Annotated in this window: 25 protein-coding genes and 1 pseudogene; 13 read left to right on the top strand and 13 right to left on the bottom strand. The window is 69.0% G+C overall.

The genetic code is table 11. The annotated features are described in order from the left end of the window. Both ACT3HL_RS11150 and ACT3HL_RS11145 read left to right on the top strand, forming a co-directional pair. Positions 1 to 591, top strand: a complete 591-nt coding sequence (locus ACT3HL_RS11150; protein ID WP_445086909.1) for an isochorismatase family protein — start codon at positions 1 to 3, stop codon at positions 589 to 591. Between the two features lie 120 nt (positions 592 to 711). After that, on the top strand, positions 712 to 1,635 hold the full coding sequence (locus ACT3HL_RS11145; protein WP_445086908.1) for an HFX_2341 family transcriptional regulator: 924 nt from the start codon (positions 712 to 714) through the stop codon (positions 1,633 to 1,635). A 29-nt stretch (positions 1,636 to 1,664) separates the two neighbouring features. Here the strand turns inward: ACT3HL_RS11145 and lrp are convergent, their stop codons facing one another. Beyond that, positions 1,665 to 2,132: an HTH-type transcriptional regulator Lrp gene (gene lrp, locus ACT3HL_RS11140; RefSeq protein WP_445086907.1), complete on the bottom strand. Its 468-nt coding sequence runs from the start codon at positions 2,130 to 2,132 to the stop codon at positions 1,665 to 1,667. 117 nt (positions 2,133 to 2,249) lie between these two features. Here lrp and glnA point away from each other — a divergent pair, with 117 nt between their 5' ends. After that, positions 2,250 to 3,626, top strand: coding sequence for a type I glutamate--ammonia ligase (gene glnA, locus ACT3HL_RS11135; RefSeq protein ID WP_445086906.1), 1,377 nt, complete (start codon positions 2,250 to 2,252; stop codon positions 3,624 to 3,626). A 117-nt stretch (positions 3,627 to 3,743) separates the two neighbouring features. On the opposite strand, the gene ACT3HL_RS11130 is transcribed toward glnA, so the two are convergent. From ACT3HL_RS11130 to ACT3HL_RS11120, 3 genes are all read right to left on the bottom strand, one after another. Beyond that, positions 3,744 to 4,655 carry a phosphatase PAP2 family protein gene (locus tag ACT3HL_RS11130; protein WP_445086905.1) on the bottom strand — a complete coding sequence of 304 codons (912 nt, stop codon included), beginning with the start codon at positions 4,653 to 4,655 and terminating at the stop codon, positions 3,744 to 3,746. A gap of 71 nt (positions 4,656 to 4,726) precedes the next feature. Then, positions 4,727 to 6,040, bottom strand: a complete 1,314-nt coding sequence (locus ACT3HL_RS11125; RefSeq protein ID WP_445086904.1) for a YhjD/YihY/BrkB family envelope integrity protein — start codon at positions 6,038 to 6,040, stop codon at positions 4,727 to 4,729. A 78-nt stretch (positions 6,041 to 6,118) separates the two neighbouring features. After that, positions 6,119 to 7,249, bottom strand: coding sequence for a tRNA (guanine(26)-N(2))-dimethyltransferase (locus ACT3HL_RS11120; RefSeq protein ID WP_445086903.1), 1,131 nt, complete (start codon positions 7,247 to 7,249; stop codon positions 6,119 to 6,121). Positions 7,250 to 7,367: 118 nt separating this feature from the next. Between ACT3HL_RS11120 and ACT3HL_RS11115 the strand changes: the two genes are divergently transcribed. The 6 genes from ACT3HL_RS11115 (at position 7,368) to ACT3HL_RS11090 (ending at position 12,066) form a co-directional block, all read left to right on the top strand. Then, positions 7,368 to 7,934, top strand: a complete 567-nt coding sequence (locus tag ACT3HL_RS11115) for a hypothetical protein (protein ID WP_445086902.1) — start codon at positions 7,368 to 7,370, stop codon at positions 7,932 to 7,934. Between the two features lie 170 nt (positions 7,935 to 8,104). After that, positions 8,105 to 8,956 carry an HVO_0234 family beta-propeller protein gene (locus tag ACT3HL_RS11110; RefSeq protein ID WP_445086901.1) on the top strand — a complete coding sequence of 284 codons (852 nt, stop codon included), beginning with the start codon at positions 8,105 to 8,107 and terminating at the stop codon, positions 8,954 to 8,956. A 93-nt stretch (positions 8,957 to 9,049) separates the two neighbouring features. Further along, positions 9,050 to 9,916 (top strand): ribose-phosphate diphosphokinase, encoded by an 867-nt coding sequence (locus ACT3HL_RS11105; protein WP_445086900.1) that lies wholly within the window; start codon positions 9,050 to 9,052, stop codon positions 9,914 to 9,916. 7 nt (positions 9,917 to 9,923) lie between these two features. Next, a complete protein-coding gene (locus ACT3HL_RS11100) occupies positions 9,924 to 10,553 on the top strand; it encodes a uracil-DNA glycosylase family protein (RefSeq protein ID WP_445086899.1) in 630 nt (209 codons plus the stop codon). Positions 10,554 to 10,786: 233 nt separating this feature from the next. Further along, entirely contained in the window at positions 10,787 to 11,212 is a 426-nt protein-coding gene (locus ACT3HL_RS11095) for an HIT domain-containing protein (protein ID WP_445086898.1), read from the top strand. A gap of 89 nt (positions 11,213 to 11,301) precedes the next feature. After that, on the top strand, positions 11,302 to 12,066 hold the full coding sequence (locus ACT3HL_RS11090) for an AAA family ATPase (protein WP_445086897.1): 765 nt from the start codon (positions 11,302 to 11,304) through the stop codon (positions 12,064 to 12,066). A 39-nt stretch (positions 12,067 to 12,105) separates the two neighbouring features. Here the strand turns inward: ACT3HL_RS11090 and ACT3HL_RS11085 are convergent, their stop codons facing one another. Next, on the bottom strand, positions 12,106 to 12,627 hold the full coding sequence (locus ACT3HL_RS11085; RefSeq protein WP_445086896.1) for a DUF7858 family protein: 522 nt from the start codon (positions 12,625 to 12,627) through the stop codon (positions 12,106 to 12,108). A gap of 163 nt (positions 12,628 to 12,790) precedes the next feature. On the opposite strand from ACT3HL_RS11085, the gene ACT3HL_RS11080 reads away from it, so the two are divergent. After that, complete coding sequence (locus ACT3HL_RS11080) at positions 12,791 to 13,681, top strand: TFIIB-type zinc ribbon-containing protein (protein WP_445086895.1); 891 nt, start codon at positions 12,791 to 12,793, stop codon at positions 13,679 to 13,681. A 161-nt stretch (positions 13,682 to 13,842) separates the two neighbouring features. On the opposite strand, the gene ACT3HL_RS11075 is transcribed toward ACT3HL_RS11080, so the two are convergent. From ACT3HL_RS11075 to ACT3HL_RS11045, 7 genes are all read right to left on the bottom strand, one after another. Continuing rightward, complete coding sequence (locus ACT3HL_RS11075) at positions 13,843 to 14,511, bottom strand: P-loop NTPase (protein ID WP_445086894.1); 669 nt, start codon at positions 14,509 to 14,511, stop codon at positions 13,843 to 13,845. Then, positions 14,508 to 15,341 (bottom strand): DUF7857 domain-containing protein, encoded by an 834-nt coding sequence (locus ACT3HL_RS11070; protein WP_445086893.1) that lies wholly within the window; start codon positions 15,339 to 15,341, stop codon positions 14,508 to 14,510. The genes ACT3HL_RS11075 and ACT3HL_RS11070 overlap by 4 nt, the downstream gene beginning before the upstream one ends. 143 nt (positions 15,342 to 15,484) lie before the next feature. After that, entirely contained in the window at positions 15,485 to 16,519 is a 1,035-nt protein-coding gene (locus ACT3HL_RS11065) for a DUF7856 family protein (RefSeq protein WP_445086892.1), read from the bottom strand. Then, positions 16,516 to 16,854, bottom strand: a complete 339-nt coding sequence (locus tag ACT3HL_RS11060) for a DUF7855 family protein (protein ID WP_445086891.1) — start codon at positions 16,852 to 16,854, stop codon at positions 16,516 to 16,518. Before ACT3HL_RS11060 ends, ACT3HL_RS11065 begins: the two co-directional genes overlap by 4 nt. Before the next feature lie 61 nt (positions 16,855 to 16,915). Next, positions 16,916 to 17,200, bottom strand: coding sequence for a DUF7854 family protein (locus ACT3HL_RS11055; RefSeq protein ID WP_445086890.1), 285 nt, complete (start codon positions 17,198 to 17,200; stop codon positions 16,916 to 16,918). Then, entirely contained in the window at positions 17,201 to 21,253 is a 4,053-nt protein-coding gene (locus tag ACT3HL_RS11050; protein ID WP_445086889.1) for an LAGLIDADG family homing endonuclease, read from the bottom strand. A gap of 124 nt (positions 21,254 to 21,377) precedes the next feature. Beyond that, entirely contained in the window at positions 21,378 to 22,088 is a 711-nt protein-coding gene (locus ACT3HL_RS11045) for a conditioned medium-induced protein 4 (protein WP_445086888.1), read from the bottom strand. Between the two features lie 84 nt (positions 22,089 to 22,172). Between ACT3HL_RS11045 and ACT3HL_RS11040 the strand changes: the two genes are divergently transcribed. The 3 genes and pseudogenes from ACT3HL_RS11040 (at position 22,173) to ACT3HL_RS11030 (ending at position 24,419) form a co-directional block, all read left to right on the top strand. Next, entirely contained in the window at positions 22,173 to 22,754 is a 582-nt protein-coding gene (locus ACT3HL_RS11040) for a biotin transporter BioY (protein WP_445086887.1), read from the top strand. Positions 22,755 to 22,866: 112 nt separating this feature from the next. Continuing rightward, a pseudogene (locus ACT3HL_RS11035) lies at positions 22,867 to 23,562 on the top strand (energy-coupling factor ABC transporter ATP-binding protein); the annotation flags it as partial. 131 nt (positions 23,563 to 23,693) lie between these two features. After that, positions 23,694 to 24,419, top strand: a complete 726-nt coding sequence (locus ACT3HL_RS11030) for a CbiQ family ECF transporter T component (protein WP_445086886.1) — start codon at positions 23,694 to 23,696, stop codon at positions 24,417 to 24,419. Positions 24,420 to 24,434: 15 nt separating this feature from the next. Here the strand turns inward: ACT3HL_RS11030 and ACT3HL_RS11025 are convergent, their stop codons facing one another. Next, positions 24,435 to 24,887 carry a DUF892 family protein gene (locus tag ACT3HL_RS11025; protein WP_445086885.1) on the bottom strand — a complete coding sequence of 151 codons (453 nt, stop codon included), beginning with the start codon at positions 24,885 to 24,887 and terminating at the stop codon, positions 24,435 to 24,437. Positions 24,888 to 24,897: the final 10 nt, after the last annotated feature.

Here is a 24,897-nt window from a genome sequence, read left to right as displayed (position 1 = left end):
ATGTGCGAGACCGCCGGCCCCGACCTCGCGGGCCTCCTCGGCGACGCTCCCGCGCTGCTCCTCGTCGACCTCCAGACCGGCTTCGACGACCCGGCGTGGGGCGAGCGCAACAACCCCGATGCCGAGTCGACCGCCGCCCGTCTGCTCGACGCGTGGCGCGCGGCCGGTCTTCCCCTATTTCACGTCCGGCACGACTCCACGGAGCCGGATTCGCCGCTGCGCGGTGACGCTCCCGGGTTCGCGTGGAAGCCCGAAACCGCGCCCACCGGCGACGAGCCGGTGCTCACGAAGCGCGTGAACGCGGCCTTCGTCGGCACCGACCTCGAAGCGCGGCTCCGCGAGCGCGGCTGTGAGGCGGTCGTCGTGGTCGGACTCACCACCGATCACTGCGTCTCCACGACGACGCGGCTGGCAGAGAACCTCGGGTTCGAGGCGGTCGTCGTCGCCGACGCGACCGCGACGTTCGAGCGCGACGCCCCGGACGGAACGCGCTACTCGGCCGAGGAGATCCATCAAACGGCGCTGGCGCACCTCTACGGCGAGTTCGCCGACGTGGCGACGGCCGACGAGGTGCTCGCGGCGCTGGCGTGACTGTCTCGGCGCTGCCGCTCGCGGTCGGCGCTCACGGCCGGGGGCGGTCGCCGCCGCGCGCGAGGCGTCGCCGTCTGCGGCTGACGGTCGCTTTAACACCCGGTCGACCCTACGGGGGGTATGCAGACCCACATCGTCCCGGTCGGGTTCGACTACGACCGGCTCATCGCGCCGCTCATCCGGGACCAGCGGGACGTCGACCGGGTGATTCTTCTGGAGGGTGCGGTCGGCAGCGAGTCGAACGTCGAGTACTCGCGGAACCTCTCGGGGAAGCTCGAAAAGGACTTCAAGAACCTCTTGGGCGCCGACACGGAGCGCGTCGTCGTCGACGACGTCTACGACTACGACGCCGCCTTCGAACAGGCGTACGACCTCATCAACGCCGAACTCGACGCCGCAGCGGACTCGGAAGTGTGGGTGAACGTCTCGGCGATGCCGCGGCCCGTCTCGTTCGCGTTCGCCACCGCCGCCCACTCGATTATGGTCGAGCGACAGGAGGACCGCGAGCGGATCCACACCTACTACACGGCCCCGGAGAAGTACCTCGAGACCGAACTGGCCGAAGAGGTCCGCGCCGCGAAGGACCTCCTCGGCGAGGTGCTCGCCGGCGCGGACATCGACGACGAGCGGATCCGCGAGCGCTACGACTCGGCCGCGGACATCCTCGAGGAGTTCGACGAGCGGGGGACGACGATCGGCGCGAAACGGATCGGCGAGGGCCACATCGTGGAGCTTCCGATCGCCTCCTTCCGGAACGTCAAGCCGTTCGAGGAGGTCATCCTCTTCGAGCTCGGCGAGTACGAGGAGTTCGAGTCGGTCTCCGAACTCGCGGAGACGCTCGCGCGCGATATGAACGAGGAGTACACCGACTCGTTCCGCTCGAAGGTGATATACAACGTCGACCGGCTGGGTCCGGGCGGCAAGGGATACATCGAACAGGAGGACCACGGGAAGTCCTACCGCACGCGACTCTCGCGGATCGGACAGCTCTGGGTCCGCGCGCACGCCGAAAGCGACGTGCTCTCTGGCCCCGGTAGCGAATAGCGATACCGCCCGTCGGTCCCGGGACGGGACTACTCGTCGACGTCGAGGTCGAACTGCGCGTTCTCGACGACGGCGTTGAGGACGACGCTCGTGTTCGACTCGCGGATGTCGGCGTCGGTCAGCAGCTCTTTGATCTGGCTGTTCATTCCGTCTGTGTCCCTGAACTTCCCGACCGCGATGACGTCGTAATCGCCCGTGACCTCGTAGACGGTTGTCATCTGCTTTTGCTCTCTGAGCCGGTCGGTGATGTCCGGGAGCGCGCTCCCCTCGACTTTCAGCTGGATGATCGCCGTGACGTCGTAGCCGAGCGCGTCGTAGTTCACGCGGGGGGTGTACCCCTCGATCACGCCCTGGTCTTCGAGGTCGCGGAGGTGATTCGAGACCGTCGTGACCGAGACGTCGAGGTCCTCCGCGAGGCTTCGCAGACTCGCGCGGCCGTCGCCGAGTAGTGCGTTGATCAGTTTTGCATCGAGGTTTTCGTACGTCATTACAGTCATAATGCGTTTGGGGGCATTAGAATTTTACGAATATCCAATTAGAAAAGCGACTGCGGGCATTTGCACTAAGCGATAACGTCTTTATACTGGGAGTGTTCGGATTCGAGTGTCCAGGATATGACGGACGAAAATGACCCTCGCACCGCCGTCGCCGACGGTGGTCTCTCCGCCGAAGCACAGCGCGTCATCGACGAAATCGAGGAGAAAGACGTCGACTTTCTCCGCCTGCAGTTCACCGACATCCTCGGGACCGTAAAGAACGTCGCCGTTCCCGCGACGCAGGCCGAGAAGGCCTTCACCGACGGGATCTACTTCGACGGGTCCAGCATCGAGGGCTTCGTCCGCATTCAGGAGTCCGATATGCGGCTCAAGCCCGACCCCGAGACGTTCGCGATCCTCCCGTGGCGCGACGGCCGCTCCGCGCGGCTCATCTGCGACGTCATCAACACGACGACGGGCGAGCCCTTCGAGGGCGACCCGCGGACGGTCCTGAAGCGGACGCTCGAGCGCGCCGAGGAGATGGGCTACACGGTCAACGTCGCCCCCGAACCGGAGTTCTTCCTCTTCGAGGAGGACGAGGAGGGGCGCGCGACGACGAAGACCAACGACGCCGGCGGCTACTTCGACCTCGCGCCGAAGGACCTCGCTAGCGACGTCCGCCGCGACATCATCTACGGCCTCGAATCGATGGACTTCGAGATCGAGGCGAGTCACCACGAGGTCGCCGAGGGCCAACACGAGATCAACTTCGAGTACGACGACGCGCTCACGACCGCCGACAACGTCGGGACGTTCCGGACGGTCGTCCGCGCCATCGCGGCCCAGCACGACCTGCACGCGACGTTCATGCCCAAGCCGATCCCGAAGATCAACGGCTCGGGGATGCACACCCACGTCTCGCTGTTCGACGAGGACGGCAACAACGCGTTCCACGACGCGGACGACGAGTTCAACCTCTCGGAGACGGCGCACTCGTTCCTCGCCGGCGTCCTCGAACACGCCCCGGCGATCACGGCCGTCGCCGACCCGACGGTGAACTCCTACAAGCGCCTCGTCCCCGGGTACGAGGCCCCGGTGTACGTCGCGTGGTCCGACCGGAACCGCTCGGCGCTCATCCGCAAGCCGGCCGCGCGGGTTCCCGCGGCCTCGCGCATCGAACTCCGTTCGCCCGATCCGTCGTGTAACCCCTACCTCGCGTTCGCGGCGATCATCCACGCCGGCCTCAACGGCATCGAAGAGGGGCTGGACGCGCCCGAGCCGGTCCGCGAGAACATCTACGAGTTCGACGAGGAAAAGCGCGAGGAGTACGGCATCGACACGCTGCCCGCGAACCTCGGCGAGGCCGTCGCCGCGCTCGAAGGCGACGAGGTCATCCAAGAGGCGCTCGGCGAGCACGTCTACGAGAAGTTCGTCGAGGCGAAGACCCAGGAGTACGACGAGTTCCGCATCGACGTCTCCCAGTGGGAACTCGACCGCTACCTCGAGACGTACTGAACGCGACCCACGCGGCTCTTTCGACCGCTATTTCCGCTCTCCAGCGTTCTCGAATTTCTGTCCCCGATTCCCCGTTTTCCCGCGTTCCCGGATTTCCGCGTTTCCGTGCTCGGCCGGTCAGCCACCGCTGCGTTCGCCGACGGCGAGCGGCAGCGCGAGCAGACAGACCGCACCGAGCGCGCCGGCGACGAGGATCACCGCGGCACTGTCCGCCAGTTTCGCGGTCCCGCTCATCACGCCCAGCGCGAGGACGAGCCCCCCGCCCCCGACGGCGAGCGCGCGTCCCGACGGTTCGATCGTTGTGTCGGCCGCACGCCGGCCGAAGCGGTGCCACGCGGCGACGGCGCCGGCGGCCGTCCCGACGCCCAACAGGAGTTCGCTCTCGCCCGGCGCGACGAGCAGTCCCGCGAGACCGAGGGCGAGCGCGACTGCGAACAGCGCCGTGACGTGTCCGTGATCTGGCGTTGCGAGCGCGCCACCGCGCGTTCCGCGGTCGAACCCCGGACCGAGCGCGAACGCGACCGCGAGGAAAGCCGATCCGACGGCGACGCCGGCGACGACGTCCGCGAGGTAGTGCACGCCGATGAGGACGCGCGAGAGGCAGACGATCGCGACGAGGGCGCCGGCGGCGGCGAGTCGTCGGCGCCACCGACCCCGGGTCGAAAGCACGGCGACCCCGCCCCAGAACACCGTCGATCCGAGCGCGTGCCCGCTCGGGAAGCCGAGGTCGCCGCGGTAGGAGGTCGGCGGGCGCGGGAGCCCGAAGAAGTGTTTCAGCCCGACTGTGAGACCGATCGCACAGAGGCCGAGCGCGAGTGCGAACGCCGCGGACCGGCGCGAGAGTCCGACGCGGTCGCCGAAGAGGTACGCGAGCGCGACGAGCGCCAAGAGGAGATAGGGGTTTCCGAGGTGCGTGAGCGCCCAGAAGACCGCGGTGACGGCCTCGGGCAGGGACTCGGCGAACGCGATCTCGCCGACGCCGCGGGTCGCGAGCGGGGTCGCGCTGACCGGCGCTGGTGGGGGCGTCATCGGTCCGCACTCTCCGCGCGAGGGACAAATATCGTCGGGTTCGCGGTGCGCTCTCGATCGACGGACGGCGCTCAGGAGCGCCGATCGCGGACCCAATCGAGGAGGCGGCCGGGAACGCCGAGCGCGTTCAGGCCGACGCCGAAGACCACGAAGAGGGCGTAGAGGCCGAGCGTCGAGAGGTAGATCACGAGCATCGCGACGACGGCGAGCAGGTCGTCATCGAGCAGGTAAAACGCGGAGATCGTCGCCGCGGTCCCGTACAGGAGCACGAGGTACGGACCCCAGCCGCGGGCTTTCCCACGTCGGAGCCGTCCGCGGACGTAGCGCCGCATCTCGGCTTCGACGGTCGGCCGCTCGACGGTGCGGGACGTGACGTCGTCCTCGAAGGCGTCGAGGTCGGCGCGCAATTCCTCGACGCGACGATCGAGCTGCTCGATGTCGGGCGCGCCGCGAGGCTCGACATCGGTGTCGTCGCTCGGGGGAGATCTCCCGCGAGTGCCGTCGCTCGGGGAACCGCCCCCGTCGTCCTCGTCGCCGGGTGTCGCGTCGTCCGCGCTCATCGTCCGCTCGGTAGGTCGGCCCCGCGGGTGTTGTAGCTGCCGATCCGGTCCGTCGATCCGCCCCGCCAGCACCGCGTTGAGCACCGCGCCGGTGAGCACGAGGATCCCCGAGAGGTAGAACCACGTCACGAGGAGCAAGACCGCGCCGAGCGCGCCGGCGACGCCGCTCGAAAACTGCACGTAGATCCCGAAGACGGCGCTCATCGCGGTCCAGCCGAGCGCGGCGAACGCCGCGCCCGGAAGCGCCTCTCGCAGCGTCACGCCGACGTCCGGAATGACGGTGTACAGCGGGAGGAACGCGGCGACGAGGAGTCCGAGCAGCACGACCGTCGTCAGCACCCCCACGTACGGTACGTCGAAGAACGCCATCGCGGCGGTCGCGCCCCCGACGCCGAGCGTCGCCGTACCGAGCGCCGCGAGCGTGACGAGGCCGTCCGAGAGCTGGCGAAGTATCGACTCCGGCGGGTACCCGTAGATCCGGGAGAACGCGACGTCGACGCCGCGAAACAGTTTCAGCGCGCCCCAGACGGTGATCAGCAGGCTGAGGACCGACACCGTCCCCCGGCTCGTCGGATCCTCGACCGCGGTCGCGACGAGGTCCGAGCCGGCGGGTAACAGGTACTGCTGGGCGATCGATCGGACGAGTGCGGCGAGTTCGGCCCCGCCGACGAACGTCGCGACGACGACCGCGAGCGTGAGGAGCGGAACGAGCGAGACGAGCACGTAATAGGAGATTCCGGCGGCGAGAAACGTCACCTCGCGCTCGCGGACGGTGTCGACGACGGATCGCAGGACGGCGAGTCTGTCGAGGGTCGGAGCGCTCACGCGACGATGTTCGGCGGACTGACACAAGGCACTGTCGGCTGTGGGCCCGTTCGCTCCGACGGGCGGGAGCCGACGAACTCAATCGGGGCTTACTGACTCCGCCGTCGCCTCGCGGATCTGTTCGACCGTCGCGTCGGTCTTGAACGCGGTCCCGGAGTAGTGCGCGCGCGTCGCCTCGAAGCCGGCGTCCCGGAGCGCCTCGAGGAACTCGTCCATCGCCGGTGCCGAGCGGCTCCACTGTTTGCACAGGCGGTGCTGATCGTAGTGCGTCGGCTCGTCGAGTTCGTCCGCGAGGGCGTCGAGCAGTCGCCCCGCTCGCGCCGCCTCACCCATCTCTTCTGTCACGCGCTCGCGGGCGTCGCGGACGAAGTCGGCGTCGCGGATCGGCCCGAGGTAGATCGGGCCGGCGGTGAGCAGTCGGTCGCCGCCGCAGCCGTCACAGCGGTCGGGCGGGTGCGCGATCAGCCCGAACTCGTGCGTTCGGGTGAGACAGTCCTCGCAGTGGTGGACGTAGCCCAGTTGGTCGACGAGCTCGTCCGCCTTCGTCGCGCGCGCATCGAGTTCGAGGTACGCCCGGGCGTAGTGGCGCGTGACGTGGGAGAGGATCGGCACGGCCGCCTTGTCGTAGCGGGCGGCGGTGCGGACGAGCGCGGAGAGGAGGACGCGCAGGCCCATCTCGGGGTGGTAATCGGTGTTCTGCGGGAGCGTCGAGTACTTCCGAATCCCCGAGCGCTGGTGTGCGCCACAGAGCGGCGCGGTGTCAGTGGCGGTGACGCAGACGAGGCTGCGCGTGTTCGCGACCGCGGCGTCGACGAACGGGATCGGCGTGCCGAACGGGTCCAGATCGACCACGTCGAAGACTGACTCGTGCAGGAGGGCGTTGACGTCGCGCTCGACGACGTCGCCGTCGAGCCCGTTTCTCGCGAGGTTGGCGCGGGCGAGCTCCACGGCGTCGGCGTCGACGTCGGCGCAGGTGACGTCGAACCCCTCGGACGCGGCCCGAACGCCGCGGATGCCGCTTGCGGCCATCGCGTCGAGATACGAACTCGCGCGCGGTTCGCGCTCGCGGTACGCGCGGAGCGTCGCCACCGTCACGTCGCGGTTGAGCTCCTGTGTCGGGTTGTAGAACACGCCGTCGCCCGCGCCCTCGGAGGCGCCGTCGCGGGCGTCGGGAACCGATATCTCCACGCCGCCCTCACGAACGTCCATACGTCGACTCGGTCCCCCGGCGACGAAAAGCGATGCGATGCGCGGCGAGCGAACCGAGTCGATCAAACGCCCCTCGGACACCGGTGGCGTTTTGTCAGCGCCGGGGCAACACGGTGCCGTGAGTAACGGCGACGGCGACGACGCCGGAGACGAAGCCGGCGTGGATGCCGGGGGCGAAGCCGGTGTCGACGTCGAGAGTGACGCCGGAGACGAAGCCGGCGCGAATGCCGGGGACGGAGATTCGATCGGGGGCGGCGACGGCCGCCGCGAGGGCGACCGAAACGGCCTCAACGGAGGTACCGAAGACGCCGCGTTCGCCGTCCCGACCGCAACCGAGAGCGACGCCGAAACCGCCTGGCGGCGAGAGCTGGCCGAGCGCGGCGAGCTGACTCCCGGCGCGGTCGATACGCTGATGTCGCTCCACGACGGGCGCGGCGCCCGCGCTATCGAGGCCGTCTCGGAGGGGCGCATCAAGCGCTACCGCGACTTCACGGTCGTCGTCGGCCACGAGGACGAGTACGTCGTCGAGGCCGGCGGCTGCACCTGCAAGGACAGCTCGTACAACCTCGACCCCGACGACCCCCACGAACGCTGCTGGCACGTGCTCGCGGTCGCTATCGCAGAGCGCATCGGCGAGGTCGACCACCACGAGATGTGGTACTCCGAGGTTCGCGACTTCCTCTGATACTGATCGGTCTCGTCCCGTACCGGTGAGTCCCGTCACCGGGGCGATCGCTCATCGACACTCAGCGAGAACAATCGGAACGAGCGGCGCCGCGCGCGGCGCCAGTGACCTCACACGGCGGTGCGAGCGGCTCCGCACGGTTTTTACCCCGCCTCGGCGAACGTCGGGCAATGCCCACGATCGACGAAAAGCGGGTGTACACCGACAACACGGACGTCGAGACGGTCTATCTCGCGTCGGGGCTGGGGCTCGTCGCCGTCTCGGTCTCCGACGACCTGATCGGGGAGTTCGGCGTCGCTCGGCGGTGTCGCGCGCGCGACGTCGCGACGGCGGGGCCGCTCGTCGCGGTCGCGACCGACGAGGACGTGTTGCTCGCGCGCCGAACTGAGGCCGACGACGCCGGCGCCCCCGGCCCCGATCTCGACTTCGCGGCGACGGGGTTCGGCCCGGCGACCGCCGTCGGATTCGACGGCGAAACGATGCTCGCGGGCGACGCGGACGGGCGCGTCAGCGGCCGCGACACCGTGACTTCGGAGCCGACGTGGACGGACGTGGGGGACGCGGCGACGTCCGTCCGCGCGATCGACGGCGGGCTCGTCGCCGCCGCTGACGGGGTCTACCGCGTCGACTCCCCGGGCCTGATCCACGCCGGTCTCGACGACGTTCGCGACGTCGACGACGAGCCGCTCGTCGCGACGGGCTCGGGGCTGTACAAGCTCGGAAACGGCTGGATGGAGGCCCTTTCGGGGCCCGTCGACGCTGTCGACGCCGTCGGTGAGCGCGCCCTCGCGGCGCGCGACGGCTCGCTGTTCGCGCGCGGGTCCGAGACGGGCGACGACGCGACCGAGGAGCGGTGGCGCGAGGAGGCGCTCCCGGTCGACGGCGACGTGGTCGCCGTGACGCACGGGGCGGCGGCGTCGTACGCAGTCACCGACGACGGCACGCTCGCCGTTCGGCTCCCGGGCGAGGAGTGGCGATACCGCGGCCTCGGCGTCCGCGACGTCGCCGCCGCGGCGGTCTGACCGCGGGCCGCCGGCCGGCGTCTCCCCGTCGGCCGCCGTACGCCCGTCACCGCAGACGAAAAGGGGTTTTACTGCGGCTCGAGAGATACACGTATGATCGTACCCGGCGCATCCTCGCAGGCTCTCGCGGCCGCGCTCGCGGACGAACTGGGCGAACCGCTCGCGGCCGTCGAGTACGACCGCTTCCCCGACGGCGAGACGCTCGCGGCCGTCCCGGCGTTCGACGCCGACCGCGCGGTCGTCGTCGCGACGACGGACTCGAACGACGCGTGGGTCGAGCTGCTCCAGTTGCAGGACGCCGTCCGCGAGGCCGGCGCCTCGGAGGTCGTGACCGTCATCCCGTATATGGGGTATGCGCGCCAAGACGAGGCGTTCGAGCCGGGGCACCCGGTGTCGGCGCGAGCGGTGGCCCGCGCGGTCTCGACCGGGGCCGACCGGATCGTGCTCGTGAACCCCCACGAGGAGTCGATCGCGGACTTCTTCGACGCGCACGTCACCGTCTGCGACGCCGCCGGCAGACTGGCCGAGCCCCTCCCCGACGACCTCGCATCGCCGCTCTTTCTCTCGCCGGACTCGGGGGCGATCGATCTCGCGAAGGCGACGTGTGCGGCCTACGGCGACGGCGACACAGACTACTTCGAGAAGACGCGGCACTCCGGGACCGAAGTCGAGATCGCGCCGAGCGACGCAGACGTCGCGGGTCGAGACGTCGTGATCGTCGACGACATCGTCGCGACCGGCTCGACGATGAGCGAGGCCGTCGCCCACCTCGTCGCCGGCGGCGCCGAGCGCGTCTTCGCGGCGTGCGTTCACCCGCTTCTCGCCCGCAGCGCCCGGACGAAACTCGAGCGCGCCGGCATCGAGCGGATCATCGGCACCGACACGATCGAGCGCGACGTGAGCGTCGTCTCGGTCGCGCCGATCGTCGCCGCCGCCGTCGACGCCGTGGAAGCGGCGTAGAAGCGGAATGGACACCGTGGACCGACAGTATCCAACGGAGCGACACGTCCTCGACGCCGGCTGTGACCGCTGTCCCGCGCTCGTGGCGTGCCGCGAGGAGATCTCGTGGGGCACCGGCGACCTCGACGCCGACGTGATGGTCGTCGGCGAGGCCCCCGGCGCGGGGAACCCGGAGGCGGAGACGTGGCGCGGCGGCAACTGGACGGGGCGCGCTTACACCGCGCGGCACTCGGGGCGTCGCGTCCGACGGCTCCTCGCCGAAATCGGTCGGCCCGACGCCTACGTCACGAACGCGGTGAAGTGTTTCCCCTGCGACGGCGAGGGATCGAACCGCGAGCCCACCGCCACGGAGCGGGAGAACTGCCGGACGCATCTGCGCGCGGAGATCGAGACCGTCGAGCCGACGGTGATCGTCGCGACCGGCAGGCACGCGACGACCTCGGTACTCGCGATCGACGACCGCGGGATCGAGGGGTTCCTCGATCACGTACTGACCCCGATTCAGCTCCCGTTCGCGACGCTGCTGCCGATCCTGCATCCCTCGTATCAAGACATCTGGCGGGCGCGACTCGGGTATCGCGCTGACGAGTACCGAACCGCCGTCCACGATGCGATCCGGACGGCGATCGATAGGTGACCGAGAAACCGCTGGGAGGAATGGAAGGGGCCGCGCGCTCGCTGAGCGAGACGACGCAAGCACTGCAGGAGCGAACAGAGTGAGCGACGAAGCGCGCAGCGAGTCGGAGCCAGCGAGCGCGCGGGGGCTTCCGAGATCTTGGTCTCGACCTCGCGACGACCCGCGTCGACACGCGAACCGAATCGAGCGTACAGACCCGAACCTACTTCGGCGATCCGTCCGACGTGACGCGTATGAGCGAGCCGACCATCTTCGAGCGGATCGTCGCCGGCGACATCCCGGCGCGAATCGTCTACGAGACCGACACCGTCGCGGCGTTTCTGGACGCGAACCCGCTCGCGCCCGGACACACGCTGGTCGTGCCGAAGACCCCCTACGAGCGCCTCGACGAGATGCCCGCGGACGTCGCCGCCGACGTCTGGGCCGCGGTACAGGAGCTGACGCCGCGGATCGAAGCGGCCGTCGATGCCGACGCGACGACGATCGGCGTGAACAACGGCGAGGCGGCCGGACAGGAAGTGCCGCACGTCCACGTGCACGTCGTCCCGCGCTTTGCGGGCGACGGCGGCGGCCCGATCCACGCCGTCGCGGGCAGCCGTCCCGATCTCTCCGAGGGCGAACTCGACGACATCGCGGACGCGATCGGATCGAGCGAGTAGCGACGGGGCTGAATCGCGCTGTCCGACGCGACGATCGACGGACGGCGGCGACCGGATAACTTAACTCCGAGTACGCGACCACGAGTCGTATGTCGGAGACAGACACGCCGAACGTCGCGGCGTTCGTCGGCGCAGCGGGCGGCGCGGGGACGACTCGGACAGTGGTCGAAGTCGCCGGCGCGCTCGCCGCCGCCGGCGACGAGGTTGCAGTTCTCGACGCCGCGTTCGCGACGCAGGGGCTCAGCAGGTACGTGACGGGGCGAATCGACCCGGATATGACGGCACTTCTCACGGACGCCGCCGACGAAGCGTTGTCGCAGGGGTTCGTCGATCTGGACCTCGGCGCGGACGTGCCCGGCCGCGTCGCCGTCTGCCCCGCCCACGCGCCGTTCGAGCGGCTGGCCCGGGCGAAAGCCGTCGACGCGGCCCGTCAGTTCGAGTCGCGGGTCGAAACCGCGGCGTCGCGGTTCGATCACGTGCTCGTCGACGTCCCGCCGGTGGCGTCGAACGAGGCCGTCGCCGCGGTGAACGCCGCCGCCCGCGTGGTCGTCGTCACGCCCGCCAGCGAGCGGGGTGTCGACGCGGTGCAGCAGTGTCACGACCGACTCGCCGACGTCGGCGCCGAAGCCTCGCTCGTGGTGTCGACGCGGGGCGACCTCGAGACGGCGGACGTCTCGATCCCCGAGACGGGGCGGACCGGAGCCCGCGCTGCGCCGGCTTGTCTCGGCGGGGAGGGCGCGTTCGCCGCCACGGTCGGGCGGGTCGCGGCGGTCGTTACGGGCCGGCGGATAGAGGCGGCGACCGACGTGGAGGGCGGACTTCTCGACTCGATCGGCGAGTACGTCGGTTGGTGAAGCTACCGGAGCGTCTGAGCCTTCACTCTCGCGAGCCTCCTATCGGAGGTCGGCGCTTCCGGTCATCGTCTCCGCGAGAGCGTCCCGCTTCGAGACGAGCGCGTCGCCCGCGAGCGGCGCGGACGCGTCGCGGCGGACCGCCTCGGCGAGCTCGGGGACCGGTTCGTGGGTCTCGACGTACGCCGCGAGCGCGAACTCGCCCTCGTTCGCGCCCGTGAGTTCGAGCGCGTCCGCCCGCGCGATCCGGCCGTCGATCCAGTCCCGCAGTACGCGCCGCGCCGTCGGCGAGAGCGGCGTCACTCCCTCGACGCCGCAGCGGTGGAGCAGCTTCGCGGCCGTCACCGGCGCGAGCGCCGCGGCTTCGCCGGCGCTGCCGACGCTCGCGCCCGCCTCGTAGCTCTCGAGGACGGTCGACGCGGCGACGGCCGAACACGGGAGGTCGTCCTCGCGGTCCCGAAGGCGCTCCTCGAGGTCGACGTCCGTGTCGTCGACGGTCGCGACGCCGCGTTCCACCTGCTTCGTCGTTAGTTCCAACCCGGCTGCGATCTCCGACAGGCCCATCGTCGCAGGCTACTGGCTCATTCCAATAAGTGATTTCGCATTCGATATCAGGATTGATACTCATACCTACCGGTGACCGGTCGGTTCTTCTCCCTGTAACAGGGCCGAAACGGCCGTTTTCTCCCGGTTTTAAATATGCAATCGCGACCGAGTTTCAATTGTGATGAGTGACGCACCCGCCGCCGATGTCGACTCGACGACGAACGCCTGCCCCGAGTGCGGAGGCCGCCCGAAGACGTCTCGCGGGGAGACCGTCTGTGGGGACTGCGGGCTCGTGCTCTCGGAGTACCGGGTCGATCACGGGCCCGAGTGGCGCACGTTCGCGGACGACGACACCGACCCGAGACGGACGGGCGCGCCGCTGACGCGCTCGCGTCACGATCGGGGGCTCTCGACGGAGATCGGCCGATCGACGCGCGTGAAGGGCCGAAAGCGCCGCCAGCTCGCTCGGATGCGCCGGCAGCACACGCGGGCGCGTATCTCCTCGAAGCGCGAGCGGAATCAGGTGTACGCGTTCACGGAGATCCGCCGGCTCACGAGCGTGCTGTCGCTGCCGGACCGGATCCGCGATCACGCCTGTTCGCTGTTTCGCTCCTCGCAGTCGGAGGATCTGATCCGCGGTCGGTCACTCGAGGGCTTCGCCGCGGCCTGCGTCTACGCCGCCTGCCGCGTCGCCGGCGTCTCGCGGACGGTCGACGAGGTCGCGAACGCCGCGAAGGCGACCGAGAGCGAACAGACGGCCGCCTACGACGCGATCAACCGGGAACTCGGGCTGCCGGTCGGTCCGATCGACCCCGCCGAGTACCTCCCTCGGTTCGCGTCTCGGCTCGACCTCTCTGGCGACGTGGAACGGCGGGCCCGCGAGTACGCCGCGGAGGCCGAAGCGCGTGGGATCTCCGTGGGACGGAACCCGAGCGGTGTCGCGGCCGCCTGCCTCTACACCGCCGGCCGCGACGCCGGCGCGGATCTGACGCAGCGAGACGCCGCCGACGCGGCCGGTATCACCCCCGTGACGCTTCGGTCGACGTACCAGGACCTCCGCAGCGACGAATAGCGGCTCGCGATATCCCGGTCAACGAACGTTGGCGAGAGACGTCTTCGCGTGCAACTATCGACGAGAGACCTCTTTGAGTAGCGGCCGTCGACGAGAGACGTCTTCGAGTAGCGGCCGTCGACGGGAGGCGCCTCTCGAACTTCCCCGCGAGTAGCGGCCGCTCAGACGCGTTTCGTCCGCTCGGCCGCGTCAGCGATGGCCGTCAACGCGCGGGCGGCCTCGGTCGACGGCGCGGTGCGGACGACCGGGCGGAACGACTCGACCGTCCGGCCGACGCGGGGATCGGCGGGAACAGTGACCGCGGGCGCGCCCAAGACCTCCTCGAACGCCGCCGTCGACGGGTCGTCGACGGCGCGGTTGATCACGACGCCGACGAGCCCCGCGTCGAGTTCGCGCGCGAGCTCCCGCGAGCGAACGGCGTCGGCGAGCGCGTACGGCTGCGGTGAGGCGACGACGACGCAGGCGTCCGCGACGGCGAGCGGAACGCCGGCGTCCGCTTTCATCCCGGCCGGGCAGTCGACGACGACGTCGCCGTAGTCGCGCTCGACGGCGCGGAGCGTCTCACAGAGCGCGGTCACGTCCGCCGCGCGAGCGCCCGCGAGCGAGCGCCCGCAGGGGAGCAGGCGAACCGGGCCACAGCCCTCCCGCACCGCTTCGATAGGGTCCGCGCGACCCGCCAGCACGTCGTGCAGGTCCGGTCCGGGGCCGGTGGGCAGATCTGCCATCCCCAAGTCGGCGTCGACCACCGTGGCGTCCAGCGCCGCGCCGAGTTCGACCGAGACCGTCGATTTGCCGACGCCGCCCTTGCCGCCGGTGACCGCGAGGATCACCGTTCCTCCGGCCACTCGGGCGTTTCCGTATCGATATCGACACGTTCTCCCGCCGCCGCCGCAGCGAGCGCCGACACGACCGGTGCGGGATCCGCCGCCTCCGCCCGGTCTGCGAGGGTGCCGATTCGCTTGCTCGCCGCTCGGAGGGCGGTCGCGTCCGCGGCGAGCGTGTCGGGGACCGATTCGAGCGAATCGATCCCGCCGCAGGCTTCGAGCATCGCCGCCGCCTCGGCGGCGGACGCGTCGGTGAGCCGCTCGGCCCGCTCGATTCGCGCCTCGACCGCGTCGGCCCACGCGGCCACCGCCCGCGGGGCCGTGGCCGAGCGGGCGTGGTCGCTGTGGGAACTCACGGTCGCACCGAGTTCGTCGCTGCCGGTCGCGTCTGATTCGTTGCTGCCGATCGTATCCGGTTCTGTCGGAATCGCATCGGCGGGCGGGCACGCCCGTCCGAGCGCTCTGACCGCGGAAGCGACGGGGTCGTCTGTGGCGGGCGCCCAGCCGCCGTCGTCAGTCGCGGGACCTGCGATGTCGACTGTGACGACCCCGCTGTCCCGGTCGTGTTCGCGCGCCTCGTCGGCGCTTGCCCGCGCTGTTTCGGCCGCTATCGGGCAGGCGTACCCGACTCCGAGCCGTCCCTCGGCCGGAACGACCCCGGTGAAGCCGTCGGCGTCCCAGCCGGCCTCGGGCACGCCTTCCCGACGCGGCGGTAGGACGGGCCCCCCGAGCTCGTTTCTGATACGGACGCGCAGGGCGACGGCGACGGTATTCCGGAGCGCCACGCGGACGAGCGTCACGCCCGCGGCGGCTGTCGTGGTGACGTCGGCCCGCACTGGGGGCGGATCGCTCGACGGATCCGTTCGATCTGTCCGGCCTCCGGACGGGACCGCGGAAGCAGCGGAGTGCACGGAGGGTGTGGCCTCGCGTTCGTACATAAACCGTCGGCCGAGCGGCCCCCGTGCTCAGAGAGCGACCCTCACCGGATCACGAGCGGCGCGTCGAGCAGCTCGAACGCGGACGCGGGACCCCCGAGCCCCTCGGCGACGGCCGCAGCGACCACGACGGGGGCGCGTACCGGTGCGATGCTGACCACGGCGAGCGCGTCGCGGAGGTCGGGTGATGCCGCGCCCGAGTCCTCGAAACGGTCGATACGAGACGCGAATCGGCTGCGAGCGTCGCGGAACTCCGCTTCGACGGCCGCCACGCGGGCGTCCCGCACGGCGCGTTCGAGGTTCCCGACGCGGTCTTCGAGCCGCAACCGCGCGCTCCGGTCGTCGCGCCCCGCGCGGGCCCGCCGCTCGAGGAGGTCCAGTCGCTGTGCGGCGGCGACGCGGTCGGTCGCGACTTCCGAGAGCCGGCGCGTCGCCTCTGAGAGTCGCCGCGTCGCCTCCGAGAGCGACGCCTCGGCCGCGGCGCCTGATACGCCGGTGTCGTCGTCACCGGGATTCGAACCGCGGGCGCCGCTGTCTGTTGCGTCCGTGACATCGGTGTTGTCGACGGCGTCTTCGGGTTCCGCTGTGATCTCCCGCAGGGCGTTCACCCGCCCGCGGATCGTCGCGACGCGCTCTCTGAGCCGTTCGGTTTCGGCACCCGCCTCCGCAGCGCGTCGACGCGCGGCCCGCAGTGCCTCGGCGTCGACGGCCCCCGCTGTCGACCGACGGAGGGCCCGGCGCGCCGCCGCGAGTTCCCCGTCGTGCGGCGTCTCGATACCGCGGGCGGCGGCGACAGCGCTGAGCGCCCGGCGCCGGTCGAGACGCGTCTCCGGAGCGAGCGAGGCGGCGCACTCGTGAACCGGGCCGGGCGGGGGTGCTTCGACCGCGGGCGCGTCGGCGGGGGCGGGGCAGCCGGCGACGACCGCCCGCCGGAGCGCCGCGCGCGAGAGCGAACCCGGCGAGCCGGCCTCGATCTCGCGAAGGTCGACGATCGGGCCACAGTAGGTCCGCCCGTCCGGGAACCGGACGACGACGTCGGAAGCGCTCGGTCTCTCGGAGGGGCTCTTGGTCGCCGTCACAGCTCGCGTTCGCGCATCGCCGCCGAGCGCGGGTGGTCGGTTCCGGCGGCGAACTTGTCGTACGGTGTGCTCGGCGAGTCGCGCCGTTCGTAGGCCGCGGCCGCCTCCCGAACCGCGTCCGGGGCGTCGGCGAACTCGTTGAACGGCTCGGTCCGTTCGATCTGGACGTCCGCGCCGTGGCGCTCGCGGAGCCGACAGGCGAGAAACGCCCCGTACTCCGTCTCTTCTAACAGCGCGGCGCGGCCGAAGCGGCGGACGACGGTCTCCTCGTGTGCTCGACAGGCGTTTCGCAGCGTCTCGCGCGCTCGGCGCGAGTAGGTCACTACCAGCAGCACGCTACGATCGGATTTTCGGCAGCCGGTAAAGTTCCACCTACACCGGCGAGCAGTCCGGCGGTCAGACGGGGGACACGTCGACGTCCAAGCTATCGGGATCCTCGTCGAGGAGGTCCGAGATGCGCTCGCGCGCCGCGCCCTCGCTCTCGGCGACGACGACGAGCCCGTGCGCTCGGCCCTCGCCGATCGCCTGATACGCTCTCAGTCCGTCCTCCCCCTCGAAGTCGGTGGCGTACGTCCGCAGAACCGTCGCGACGCGCTGCTCTGTCGCCGCCAGATCTGACTCGCCGGCCTCGAAGTCCGAAAGCGCCTCCTCGATGTTCCGGAGCGCGGAGATTCGGTCCATCTACGTCGTCCGAAGGTAGTTCTGCCGCGGTTCGTACACTTCGCCCTTCCGCCGGAGGTTCTCGATCTCGTCCTCGGCCTTCGACTCGTCGAGGCCGAGGTCGGTCGTCGCCCGGGACACCACCTCCTCGAGGGGCGCACCCTCCTCGTACTCGTCTTCGAGTTCCTCGATCAGGTGTTTGAGGTCCTTGATCCGGTCGCGCTGGTTCTTCGACGTCCCGGTCTCGACGATGTCGGCGTCGAACTCGCCGGTCTCGGGGTCCATCCCGATGTCGCGGAGACACGACTCGACGATCTCGGTGACGCGGACGGCGTCCTCGCGCTCGACCGTGTCCGAGAGCCGGAGCCGAGCCGACGCCTCGGACAGCCGGACCAGCGCTTCGAGCTTCCGCGCGGTGACCGGGACCGGGGCGTCGTCGTCGGCCCCTTTCGCCCGGAAGTCGACGTAGAACTGCCGGATGACCTCCTTGGCCTCGTCGGTCATCGTCGGATAGCAGTTGCGCTTCGCGTAGGCGATGTACTTCCGCAGGAGCTCGGCGTCGATCTCCGGCGTCACCTCCTCGGTCGCGCTCTCGATCTCGTCGTCAGTGAACTCCGAACTCGGGACGTTCGTCTTCTGCGTGTTGAGTTCGCCCGCGTAGTTCGTGCTGATGATGTGTCTCGCGAGTTCGGCGTCGGACTCGGGATCGGGCGTGTCCGTCACCGTGAAGATCAGGTCGAACCGGGAAATGAGCGCGGGCTCGAGGTCGATCTGCTCGCCGATCGACTCGTACTGGTCGAAGCGGCCGTACTTGGGGTTCGCCGCGCCGAGGAGCGAACACCGGGATTTCAGCGTCGCGTTGATGCCGGCCTTGGATACCGAAATCGATTGCTGCTCTAGCGCTTCGTGCATTGCACTGCGGTCCTCAGAGTTGTGTACGACCATCCCGTTAGCGACGAAATTGTGGGTCCCTTGGACGGTGAGGTCGTACACTTTCGGGCCGCGTTCCCGAGCGTCGAGTTCATTCAAGATCTCACTGATCCCCGAGCGCACCGACTCGACGAGCTCGAGTGCGACCGGTTTAACTCGTTCAAAGTTATCGACATCGACAGTCCCGGAGAACCATCGAGAGACCGTCGATCCGGCGACACCGAGTTCTGCAGCGAGATGTTGGAACGATATGCCGTGGCGTTCGAGCTCGCTCCGCAGTTCTGACCACGTTTCAGCGGTGGGTTCCGCTGAAAGGAGCGCAGTAGCCCGTTCACGAACGCAGTCTTGAGAACATCTGAGTTCGTCCGCTAGGCGACGTTCGAGCACTCGGATTCGGTCGTCTTCCTTCGAGGGGACCGTCGGCTCCACGGATTCGACACGCCTCCATCGGACGTCCGCATCAACTAGGTCTGCGAATCTCTCGAAGTCCGTACTAGCGACTCCGTCGAGGAGCGTCTGAAGTCGCGTGGCAACGGTTTCACGGAGAGATTCGTCCGACCGCCAGAGCCGGGAGATCTGCTGCTGTGAGTATTCCGTCCCGCGGGCGAGTTCACGTTGCGAAACGTGATATTCATCGCAGAGAACCCCTAGATGAACCCAATCGATCCGTCTCTCGAGGAGCTGCCGATCTGCACGCGCTTGTCGACGGCGTTGATCGAAGTGGTTTCGGATACGTTTCGCCCGGAAGACCGATGGATTCGCATCTCCGTTCTCGAAGTTGCAGTACGTCGCGTCGTTAAGGCCACATTCGGACTGGTACAGTCGGAGTTGCTTCCGGTTTCGCTCTAATAGATCACCTACATCCGGAAGTACATCGAGTATCGCTCTGTCACCCGTCGTCGCGGCGACCGCCTCTTTGAGAGCCGATTGTTTCCGATCGAGCGTAAAGCCGATCTCGCGTCGATACGCTTCGAGGGAAGCGGCGGAAGTAATCGCAAGGATGTAGAGATCACGCTTTTCCGAACGCTCTCTCGTCTGAATCTGGCTTTGAATGCCGAATTCAGAGAGTAGCATCTTCGTGCCGAGCAGCAGTTCGTAACTACTCGAGTAGACCTTGACCGCCCGTTTGGCTACGGTCGCTTCCGAGTCGGCGAGGGCACGAATGAACGCCGCCTTGGTCTCTCGGTTGCTGCGGCTGACGCCGACAGGGACTCGTTTACCTTCATACGTCTCTAGATTCAAGCCGGTCTCGATCAGATCGTCCACGTATCGCTTTCCGTGGAGGCGAACAGTCTCGACGCCATCTTCGCGTTGCTCGCTGGGATGACGAACCGCTTCGCTGTCGTACGCCCTACGACAGACCGACTCGAAATGGGATAGCAATTGCTCCTCCTTGTTCGTGAAACGGATTCCGTAACTCCCGCTTGAAGGGTTATTGTAGACGTTGCCGTCTCCGGCGAGATATCCTAGGATCGCTCCTTTCGCTGGAGTAATAGAGGGGGGAAGAGAGTCGGATTTGGCCTGCTCTTTGATCGGTCGGCTAGCGTCGACCGACTGCGTACCACCGTCGGATGCGGGCTGGGCTATCGATTTAGGGACGTACACCCAGTCACCTTTCTCTAGATCCTCTGCTGCGCACTTCATACGTTCCCCGTCTCCGAACACGAAAAACGGATGGTCGGGTGTCGTCGATATCGATTCACCCGATTCTAACGTAACTTCGTAGAGTGCCCTTGGAACATCGTATTCGTGTACTGCCGTAACCGGCCGCTGGACGAGGCTTCCATCCTCGGCTAGCGTCCAGACGGTAGTAACGTCTCCTCGAATTGTCCTGCCGTTCGATAGCTGTTCGATCTCACCGCTCGTAGCGGCCTCGTGGGCGAGGTCACGGATCGGACGGATCCCGTTCGCAGTATGAACAAGCGTGTCGCCGGTGACGCATCGCATCTTGTCTAGCTCGTCGACAGCCGCGATTCCCTTGTCTGCGAGGACCAGGGCGCCGGCCTCGAGCGTCCACTGCTGCCCGTCGCCGAAATCGTCGCGAACGGCGGCCGCGGTGAGGCCTGCGGACGAACTTCCCTTCCCGGACGTGTACACGGACCGTGGCGCTATATTGCGTATATATTGCAACATTGCGCTCTTACCCGTCCCAGGGTCCCCGATCAGAAGCATGTGCAGGTCGCCGCGGATCCGCGATCCGTCCGGCAAGTGTTTCGTCACGCCCGAGAACAGCTGGAGGATCATCGCGAGCTTCTCCTGGTCGTAGCCGTAGATGGAGGGCGCGACCGAGGCGACCATCTTCTCGTAGATGTCCGGCTCGTTCGAGAGCTCGACGATCTCGGCGACGTCCTCGTCGGTGATGTCCATGTCCTCGAACTCCTCGTCCTCGATCTCGACGGCGACGCCGTCCATATAGAGGTCGAAGATGGGCGTCTTCTCTTGGCCGGAGGTCTGCTGTTCGATGTGGAGAACGCCGGTCACCGCGACGTGGTCGCCGGCGGTGACTCTCCCGGTGATGTCGTCTTCGAGGTCGACGTCGATGCTCTGGGGCGTCTCGCCGCCCCGCAGGCCCTCGGGGCTCTCTTGGACGCGGACCTTCTGCGCGTCGACGAACTCCGATTGGTCGAAGTCGACGTGAAACGGTCCCTGACGCTCGCAGCCCTGACACTCGTGGGGCTCTTGGAAGCCGCTGTCCATCTGGGGGATGTAGGTCATCGTCCCGCAGCGCTGACACTCGAAGGCGGCCTCGGTGATCTTCGGCCGGACGTCGGTCGCCTTCCGAACGATTCCCTGCACCGCGATCATCCGGCCGATGTGGTCGTCGTGGACGCGGATGCCGCGGATGTCGACCGTCTCCGGGAGGTTATGTAGACGGACGTGCGCGCGTCCGAGTTTGACGTCCGCCGGGAGGTCGTACAGGCGGAGGGCCTCTTCGGCGTACTCGCGGTACTGGTCGGGCTTCTTGCGGTAGTTCTCGGCCAGTTCGGTGTCGAAGTTGTAGAGGTCGTCGTAGTCGACGTACAACGAGCGCTGCTCGTTGGGATATCGCTGGGCGAGCGCACCGATCTCCTCGCGGTAGTACTTTCGGTAAAACTGGATGAACTCCTCGGTGAGATCGGACGAATCCTGCGGGGCCTGCGCCATCGCAGGTGAGTAGGTGCCTCCTCGGGTAAGAGTCTTCGCCACCCGGAGCGGAAGTGGTCGACCGCCGAGCGCCGCCCCGACAGCCACGGCGACACGTCGGCCTCCCACGGCGACACGTCAATCTCTACAGCGACACGTCGGTCTCGATGTCCTCGGTCGCCTCTCTGAGCCCGTCGCGACGGGCGTCCTCGGCGAGCCGCGTCGAGAGGTCGGCGTCCGTGAGCAGTTCCGCGAAGGCGTCGCGGAAGCGGTGATTCACCCCTCGAGACGCGAGGTCGGCCTCGACGACGCGCCGGTAGCGGCGGACCGTCTCGGCGTCCGGGCGGGGCGTCGAATCGCGGTCGTCCCCGGCGGCGTCCTCCCGATCGAGCGCGGCGGCCAGCGACTCGTCGTCGGGCTCGCTCGCCTCCGCGTCGGCCCGGTGTGCGAGCACGAGGCGGCGCAGCCGCTCGAACGGGAACGGCGAGTCCCGGTCGGCGTCGGCGACGAGGTGGAGGTCCATTCGCGCCCGGAAGACGGCGTCGGCGTCGGCGTCGGCCTCCAGCGAGGCGGCGAGGGCGGCGTCGGCCTCCCGAGACCACGAGTCGGCGTGCGCGCCGACGGCGTCGGGGTCGAAGAACCCCCGGACGACCCGACGGAGGTCTGCCTCCGGAAGCGACGACGCGAAGTCCGATCGCTCGCGCATCGTCGCGATCACCTCGCCGAGCCGTTCCGCGGTCGCCCCGCCGTCCGTCGACGACAGCGTCCCGCGCGAGTCCGCCTGCGACTCGGTCACCGACTCCGCGCCGGTCGTCTCCACGAAGAGTTCCCGAAGCTCGGCGGTCTTCTCGTCCATCGCGACGCGATAGGGGCCGCAGCCGTACAAAGATTTCTGTCGTAAACCGAAGAATTGATACTGGTTTACGAGAGGGGAGCGAGTATGTCCGCAGAGACCCAGTCCGTCGAACTCGTCGGCGAGGACGTCGTCGGTAACGTCGCGCGAGCGGCGTTGTTCGCGGCGCTCACCGGCGCGTTCGCGTACGTTTCGTTTCCGAATCCCGTCTCGCCCGTCCCGGTGAGTCTCCAGGTGCTCGGCGTCTTCCTCGCGGGCGTCTTCCTCGGACCGGTCTGGGGCGGCGTCTCGATGGCGTTCTACCTCGCGGCGGGGGCCGCCGGCGCGCCGATCTTCTCCGGGGGATCCGCCGGCTTCGGGCCGCTCGTCGGGTACACCGCGGGCTACCTCTGGTCGTATCCGGTCGCCGCGGCGCTCATCGGGGCGGTCGTGCACGGCTTCGACGGTCTCGCGGATCCCGAATCGATAGGGACCGCGCGGTTGGTCGCCGGGATGCTCGCCGGGACCGTGGTCATCTACGCGCTCGGGACGGTCGGTTTCGCGCTCGTCCAGAACGTCGGACTCGCAGAGGCGTTCGCGGTGAGCGCGCTGGCTTTCGTCCCGTTCGAGGCGGTCAAGATCGCCGCGGCGGTTGGAATCGTCCGCAGCGACGCCGCGGCGGCGGCCTGATAATGAGTACTCTCGTCTCTTACCGCCGAGCCCACCCCCGCCGGCGGCGCTCGGCGGTAAACAGTGAGAGTACTCATTATGAGAGTCGCACACAGCGGCCCTGAAACCGACGATGATACGCACCGAAACCCTCGTTCACCGCTACGGAGACGCCGTCGCCCTCGACGGCGTGTCGATCTCGATCTCCGACGGCGAGTGCGTCGTGCTCGCCGGTGCCAACGGCTCGGGGAAGACGACGCTCGTCCGCCACTTCAACGGCCTGCTGACCCCGGACGAGGGGCGCGTCGAGGTGAACGGGACCGGCGTCGGCGCGGACCTCGTCGCCGCGCGGACCGCCGTCGGGATGGTGTTCCAGGAGCCGCGGGACCAGCTCGTCGCCGCGACGGTCGGCGCGGACGTCGCCTTCGGCCCCGAGAACCTCGGGTTAGAGCGGAGCGAGATCGACCGCCGCGTCGCGGACGCGCTCGCCGCGGTGAACCTCGACGGCCGCGGCGGCGACCGGGTCGAGGAGCTCTCCGGCGGCGAGCGCGAGCGCGTCGCCATCGCGGGCGCGCTGGCGATGGACCCCGATCACCTCGTCCTCGACGAGCCGTTCACCGGGCTCGACGAGCCGTCCCGGGCGTCCGTGCTCGGTCGGCTCCGCGCGCTCTCGGCGGCGGGCACGAGCGTCGTGATCGTCACGCACGACCTCGGCGACGTGCTCGATATCGCGGATCGGGTGATCGCGATGGCCGACGGGCGCGTCGTCGTCGACGCCGCTCCCGACGACGCCCTCGACTCGCTGTCTGCCTACGGCATCCGCGTGCCGGAATCCGTCGTTCGCGAGCCGCAGCACGACATCCGCGCACTGGAAGCCGACGCGTCCGCTCCCGACCGCGACGCGTGCGCGCCGACAAACGGACAGAGGCGGCGGCGCGACCGCCGCGATGGTTCCTCGCGATGCTGACCTACCGCCCCGGCGACTCGCTCGCGCATCGCCTCGATCCCCGGACGAAACTGCTCGCGCAGGCGGCCTTCGCCGCGGCGGCCTTCGCGCACACGACGCCGCGGGGACTCGCGGCGTTCACGGTCGTCGCCGCGACGTTCCTCGCCGCCGGTCGGCTGTCGCCGGTCCGGGCGCTCCGCGGCTACCTCCCGGCGCTCCCGTTTCTGCTCGCCGGACCGCTGGTGTCGGCGATCGACATCGACGTCGGGTATGCGAGCGCGCCCGCGCTCGGCGTCGACCCCGCGGCGGCGGTCGAGCCGCTGCTGGCGAGCTACCGCGTCCTCCTCATCCTCTTCGTTTCCGCCGTCTACCTGCACACGACGCCCGTCCGCGACTCCCGGGCGGCGATCCAGCGGCTCGTTCCCGGGCGCGTCGGGCGGCTGCTCGGCGTCGGCGTCGCGCTCGTGTTCCGCTTTCTCCCGTTGCTCCGGGCCGACCTCCGGCGTGTCCGAGAGGCCTCGACGGCACGTATGGGGTCGGAGCGGCCGCTCCGCGATCGAATGAGACTCCTCGGGAGCGCGGGGATCCGCCGGGCGTTCGGGCGTGCGGACCGGCTCGCGCTCGCGCTCCGCGCCCGGTGCTTCGCGTGGAACCCGACGCTGCCGGCGCTTCGCTTCGGGCGGCCCGACGCGCTCGGACTCGTCGTCGCCGCCGCGCTCGTCGGGTCGATCGGGCTCTGAGCGCGTGAAAACCGCCTACTCCTGCTCGTACTCGGTCTTGAACCCGCGGAACTCCGTCCGGTGGGCCTCCTCGTCGGCGAGGATCGTCACTGCGAGGTCCTCCGTCACCGGGTCGTCGGCCTCCTCGGCGGCGGTGATAAGCTTGCGGTACGTCTCGATGGCGCCCTCCTCGGCGTCGAGGACGCCGTCGATGACCGCGAGCACGTCCGTGCTGTCCTCCGGCGGCTGGAGGCTCATCTGGTTCGCCTCGAACGCGGCCGACCCCGGCGGCTTCTCGTCGAGTTGCTTCAGGCGGTTCCCGAGCTGCTCGGCGTGGCCGAGTTCCTCTTGGATGTCCTGCTGGAGGGACTCTTTGATCTCCTCGGCGCGGACGCCGTCGAGGACGATCGAGTTCGTCATGTAGTTCATCACCGTCTCGATCTCGTCCTGGTAGGCCTTCTGCAACAGCCGGGTAACCTCATCAGACATAACAGTCCTA

This window comes from Halobellus sp. GM3 (assembly GCF_052545375.1).
This window is presented reverse-complemented; position numbering and strand designations above follow the sequence as displayed.